The organism is Microcoleus sp. N9_A2 (genome assembly GCF_036701775.1).
GTDB lineage: Bacteria > Cyanobacteriota > Cyanobacteriia > Cyanobacteriales > Microcoleaceae > Microcoleus.
On record NZ_JAUBRH010000116.1, the window covers coordinates 1 to 6,010 of the forward strand.

5 protein-coding genes are annotated in these 6,010 nt (G+C 43.8%); all 5 read left to right on the forward strand.

Translation table 11 applies throughout. From position 1 onward, the window contains the following. Positions 1–402 precede the first annotated feature (402 nt). The 5 genes from QUA44_RS29905 (at position 403) to QUA44_RS29925 (ending at position 5,963) form a co-directional block, all read left to right on the forward strand. On the forward strand, positions 403–1,068 hold the full coding sequence (locus QUA44_RS29905) for a pentapeptide repeat-containing protein (protein ID WP_333257440.1): 666 nt from the start codon (positions 403–405) through the stop codon (positions 1,066–1,068). Beyond that, a complete protein-coding gene (locus QUA44_RS29910) occupies positions 1,001–2,875 on the forward strand; it encodes a WD40 repeat domain-containing protein (protein WP_333276856.1) in 1,875 nt (624 codons plus the stop codon). The genes QUA44_RS29905 and QUA44_RS29910 overlap by 68 nt, the downstream gene beginning before the upstream one ends. Before the next feature lie 253 nt (positions 2,876–3,128). Continuing rightward, positions 3,129–3,422, forward strand: a complete 294-nt coding sequence (locus tag QUA44_RS29915; RefSeq protein WP_333257445.1) for a Nif11-like leader peptide family natural product precursor — start codon at positions 3,129–3,131, stop codon at positions 3,420–3,422. 195 nt (positions 3,423–3,617) lie between these two features. Continuing rightward, a complete protein-coding gene (locus QUA44_RS29920) occupies positions 3,618–4,541 on the forward strand; it encodes a GNAT family N-acetyltransferase (RefSeq protein WP_333257448.1) in 924 nt (307 codons plus the stop codon). Positions 4,542–4,700: 159 nt separating this feature from the next. Continuing rightward, entirely contained in the window at positions 4,701–5,963 is a 1,263-nt protein-coding gene (locus QUA44_RS29925; RefSeq protein WP_333257450.1) for a TOMM precursor leader peptide-binding protein, read from the forward strand. Positions 5,964–6,010 lie beyond the last annotated feature (47 nt).

A 6,010-nucleotide genomic window follows, 5' to 3' on the forward strand; every position in this document is an offset into this window, starting at 1 on the left:
ATATGAGGACGCCCAGACATTTTAATGTTCTCCTTTACTTTTCATGTAACTCTAGCATAACTTTAGAAAAATGGTATTAGGAATTAGCTTTTTTGAATATATGCACGACCGTATTTCTCACCTGGGAAATATTCCATCTTTGGGGATGATTATTCGTCAACAATCTTCGGTTTATTCTTTGGGTGTGTCCTGGGATTATTGAAGAAATTCAAAAAAACATAAATGCTCTGAATTATTGGTCCTTGATTCCTTTAGTAAGTGTCGTATAAACCCACGGTTAATTGTGACTTTAGTGGCGAAAAAAGACTATGACATCCTTGATTTTATGATTAATAATACGTCATATTCTACTATGCTGTTCCTAGATTGTGAACCTTCTTTTTTTGCTGTTACCCCGATTTATTGAGCGGATACATCGCAGAAATTAGCGAAAGTATCGTCGATATTGCCTCTAGGCAAAGCGTACCTCAACAAATAAACTCGCTGTTTCGGCGGTCTTTGATTGAAAAAACGGATGGGTTATTCTTCTTGCAACCTGTTGTCATGGAATCTGTAACGTCACGATTCATTCAGCAAGTTTATACAGAATTTGAGACTTCTGAGATTGACCTATTGCAAAGTCATTCCTTGATTCGAGTGCATGCTAAAGATTATGTGCGAGAGACGCAATTGCGGCTGATTGTACAACCTGTAATTGAACGACTTTTGTCTCGTTATGGCAGTGTATCAGAGATTGAAGAAAGAGCCAGGAAAATATTAGAACAGCAGCGACAAAAACTAGGATATATCGCAGGCAACTTGATCAATCTTCTGGTGCAGCTTCAAGTAGATTTATGCGGTTCTGAATTTTCTGAATTAGTAGTTGCCGAAGCCGACTTGAGGCAGGTTAATTTGGCAGGGGTCAATTTTCAAAATGCTGATTTAGCCAGATCTATTTTTTCAGAGACATTGGGGATTGCAATGTCGATCGACATGAGCATGGACGGTCAAATCGTTGCCGTTGGCGATTCAAGCTGCATGGTGTATCTCTGGAATATCGTCACCCATCATACTACTAGCCACCTTTGAAGGACATACCGGCTGGGTGTGGTCGGTTGTCTTTAGTCCAGATGGCAACACCTTAGCCAGCAGCGGTAGTGATACTTCAGTGCGGTTGTGGGATGTGCACAGTGGTGAGTGCTTGCGGGTTTTAACCGGACACACCGGCTGTGTTTGGTCAGTGAGTTTTAGTCCAGACGGTCAACGGTTGGCCAGTGGCAGCAACGATCGAACCGTGCGTGTGTGGAATTTGCAAGGGGAATGTCTCCATATCTTGAAGGGGCACACGCAAAACGTTCATTCGGTTCACTTCTGTCGGGACAATCAAACCTTAGCCAGTGGCAGTCATGACACATCGATTCGGATTTGGAATGCGATCGATGGGGATTGCTTGGGGATGTTACAGGGGCATAGCGAAGGAGTTCGTTGTGTGCGGTACAGCCCGGATGGTCAACTGCTGGCAAGTAGCTATCTCGATGGATCTATTCGACTTTGGAGTGGAAATGTCCACTCTAAATTCGATCGGTCAAATCTTGATTTCAAGCTGTTAAATGGTCACACTAATTGGGTTAGGAGCATCGTGTTTAGCCCGGATGGTGACATCTTGGCGAGTGGAAGCGACGATGGCACCCTGCGCCTTTGGAGTGCAGAAGATGGACAGTGCATCAACGTTCTGGGCGGTCATACCGAGGGGATTTTTGCCATTGCGATCGCACGTAGCGGAGTGCCAGAGGCAATCGGGGGTCAGCTACTGGTGAGTGCCGGTCAAGATCAAACTGTTCGGCTGTGGAATTTGCACGGACAAAGCCTCAAAACACTGCGCGGACGTACCAGCGGTATTCGCTCCATGAGCCTGAGTCCAGATAGTCAAACCCTTGCCAGCAGAGGTCAGGATGAGGCGATTCACCTGTGGCATTTGCAGTTCGATGACAGCGACACGCCGCTGATCCCTTATAAAACCTTGCAGAGAGCGACCGATTCGACTTCGCATTTAACCAGTTGGACTTCAAGTTTAAGCTTTAGCCCCGATGGTCAAACTGTGGCAACCAATGGACAAGATGGCTCGATTTTGGTATGGAATGTGCATACAGGTCACCTCGATCGGTTGTCGGGTCATGACGCGCCTGTGTGGGCAGTTCTGTTCAGTCCAGGGGGGCAAATCCTGGCAAGCGTCAGTTACGATCGCACCGTGCGACTGTGGGATGTACAGACTCATCAATGTTTGCGAGTGCTGCGCGGTCATCAGGATAGCGATCGGGCGATCGCATTTGATACCAGCGGTCAATATCTCGCTAGTGGCAGTTCTGACCACACCATCCATCTTTGGGACGTGCAAACTGGAGAGTGTCTGCGGGTTTTGCAGGGTCACGCTAGCGGAATTTTTACGCTGGCATTCATTCCCAACGCTCAACAGTTGATCGGCGGTAGTTTTGACCAAACCATCCGAATTTGGGATGTGCAAACCGGAGAGTGTTTGCGGGTTTTGCGGGGGCATATCGGTGGAGTTTGGTCTATTGCCATCAGCCCTAATGGTCAAATCTTGGCAACTGGCGGTGGCGATCAAACCGTTCGTCTGTGGAATCTGCTTTCAGGAGAGTGCCTGCAAGTGTTGCACGAGCATACGAGTTGGGTAACTTCGGTACTCTTTAGCTCTGATGGTCAATTTTTAGTCAGTGGCAGTGACGATCGCACGATTAAGCTATGGGATGTAGCGACAGGACGCTGTATTAGAACTTTGATGGTCGATCGACTTTATGAAGGCATGAATATTCAAGGGGCAACTGGTTTAACGGGCGCTCAAAAAGTCACTTTGAAAGCGTTAGGTGCGATCGCGTAGCCTGCGCGTAGCGCGTATCGAGCGTTGAGACAACTGACTAAACAAGGGAGCTTCACTGGCAGAATATTCCGATCGCAGTCCAAATGGCTTCTATAGAAATAGACCGCTTAAGTTGGATCTTAACTCAAATAACTTGAGTGGTCTAAATCGACTGAAAGTTGAACAATGGACACAACTGATTAAAAGCTAGGTGAACCACCAGGGCAACCAATCAGAGCATTCAGAAAACAATCCACTCAACGAGGATAAAAGCATGAACGCTGTCATGAACTTACAAACAACCAACAATTCATTGGAACAGTTTTACCAACAACTGTTGAAGAGTCCAGAGTTGCAAGCAAAACTCAAATCAGCCAGAGATCCTGAAAGTCTCTGCCAAATGGCAGTTCAACTGGGTGAGGAGATGGGCTACCACTTCACGATCGAACAAGCTCGTGCAGCAATGGCGATCGAAGTCGCTATGGGTGGAGATGTCCTAGAAGAAAGCAACTTGTCTACTCGAAACTCCCCAGTAGCTTACTGCCATAGCTGCGGCGGCAGTAAGTAAGGTCAATACATTGACGGCGATGCGAGTGTGAAGGATAGCTGGTGTCAAGCAGCAAGTTTGATTAGTTCTTTGAAACTTCCCCTAAATCTAACACTCCATCTTTTGTGAAAGGTAAATTGTAGAACTCAACTATCCGGTTGATGTTTCTACTTTTACTTTTCCTAATAATCGTGTAATACTAATTAATTTAGAAAAATGTACGATTACATAGTTTTAGATAGCCTGAATGCTTCCACTTACAAGCATTTAACTTATCCTTGGTTTCAAGAACGTCTAGATAGGCTTTCATCACAGAATCTCACAAATATTGCTCTCGGTGTAGCACTTCAAGGACAGCCAGTTGGATTAGTTTTAGCTGAATATCCAACAAATCAGAATCAAGCCAACATTTTATCGCTCATCGTAGCTCAAGAGCATCGCCAACAGGGACTTGGTACTGCGCTACTAATGCAGATTGAAGAAATACTAAAAAAACATGGCTGTCAACAACTCAATCTTTTATACAGTCTGAATCTTACGACTCCAATTCTGGAACGTATGCTTAAGCAACAAAACTGGGAAACTGCATCTTTTTATAGTTTGCAGTGTCTAACGAACCGAGAAAGTATTAAGCAGGCTCCTTTTTTAAATCGGTATGTTCTCCCCAATAAATTTACTATTTTACCCTGGGTTGATTTAACAGCTCAAGAGCGAACGAAAATCAAACAGCGAGAGAATGGACTGAATTATCCTGATGAACTTTGTCCCTTTCAAGACCGGATTGAAGCTGTTTATAGTATTGGTTTGCGCGACGACCTGGAAGAGGTAATTGGTTGGAGTATTGTACAACAAATGCCAAATGGTGCAATTTATAAAGCACTGTTTATTAAACCAGACTTTCGAGCTATGGGTCTAGGAATTCATTTGCTTGCAGCATCAATTAATCGCCGACTTACGGATAAAAAAGGGACAGAGGCAATGTTTATTGTATTAGCAGAAAATAAAATAATGGTGAGATTTGTGAATCGCCACCTTGCTCCTTATTTAACTTCCATTAATAGCTTTTGGAAGTCTTCTAAGTTAATGGCATCATCAACATCGATAGAACAAAATCAAATTCTCTCTCATAGTATAAGTTAGGCAATGCTTAACAGAATGCAGCAACTTTTACAGTCCTGGAAGCACTCCTACCAAAGAAACCGGGTTTTTTTACGAAAAGACGCGTTGCAGCCACAAATTCGGTAAAAAACCCGGTTTCTGGGCCCCCATACGTAAGTCCTATTTTATTTACCTAAAACAATGCTGAACAAACCTGTTTTTAAACCCCACTTCCATGTTGAAGTTATCGAGCCAAGTAGCGTCTATCTACTTAGCGAACACGAACATCATGCTCTTAGCGGTCGCCTCTATACGTTGCTTGCTCCCTTGCTTAACGGTGAGCATAATGTCGATGACATTGTGCGGCACTTAGAAGCTGAAGTATCAATGCTTGGCGTTTACAATGCCCTTACCCGTTTGGAGAGTCAGGGTTATCTAGCGGAAGCAGAACCGATAATACCACCGCCACAAGCGGCATTTTGGAGTTTGCTGGATACTGATTCGGCAACAGCTCTAAATAAGCTAAAAAATACAAGAGTAAGTGTAGTATCTTTTGGTCAAGTTGAGACAAAAGAATTTATTTCTGCTTTGAAGTCATTAAATATAACTGTTGACGAACAAGCCGATCTAAGCCAGACGGATTTAACAATTGTTTTAACCGATGATTACTTACAAGTTGGTTTAAGTGAATTCAATCAAGCAGCCGAAGCACGCCAAAAACCTTGGTTATTAGTGAAACCTGTGGGTACGGTAATTTGGCTGGGGCCGCTATTTGTCCCATCTCATACGGGATGTTGGGAATGTCTTGCTCAACGGTTGCAGGGAAACCGAACTGTTGAAACAAGTATCGCCAAACAAAAAGGAATGACTGAATCCTTTTTAACCTCTCGTGCAGTGCTTCCGGTAAGCTTGCAGATGGGTATCAACTGGGCAGCTATGGAAACTGCAAAACAGTTAGTTCTAGCAACACCTTCACAGTTAGAAGGTAAACTATTTACCTTCGATACCATGCAGCTATCGATCGAGCAGCATATTCTTGTTAAACGTCCGCAATGTCAAGTATGTGGGGTTTTTAACCAAGCAGATAAACCGCAGCCGATCGCACTTCAAATTCAGAAAAAACTATTCACTTCTGATGGAGGACATCGCAGCGTTTCTCCTGAAGAAACTTTCAATAAATATTCCCATCATATTAGTCCTATTTTGGGAGTAGTAAATGCTTTTAATAAACTCACAAGTGATAATATTTTGCTTCATGTTTATACAGCAAACTATCTAGATAGTCGAAGCAATAACTGTTTAGTAAACCTACGCCAAAATTTAAGAGCCAACAGTGCTGGCAAAGGTAAAACTGACAGCCAATCTAGAGCAAGTTGTCTTGGTGAAGCGCTGGAAAGATACTCTGGTGTTTTTACCGGAGATGAGTATCGGATTAAACTGAGATCTTGCACCATTCTCAATTAGCCATACTGCCAACCACTAACAGTGATGTCAAAACCCTGCTGACGAGC

What these genes read in the sequence shown, in the direction of transcription:
- QUA44_RS29915 (WP_333257445.1), top strand. Translation starts at nt 3,129, where the DNA reads ATGAACGCTGTCATGAACTTACAAACAACCAACAATTCATTGGAACAG.
- QUA44_RS29920 (WP_333257448.1), top strand. Translation starts at nt 3,618, where the DNA reads ATGTACGATTACATAGTTTTAGATAGCCTGAATGCTTCCACTTACAAG.
- QUA44_RS29925 (WP_333257450.1), top strand. Translation starts at nt 4,701, where the DNA reads ATGCTGAACAAACCTGTTTTTAAACCCCACTTCCATGTTGAAGTTATC.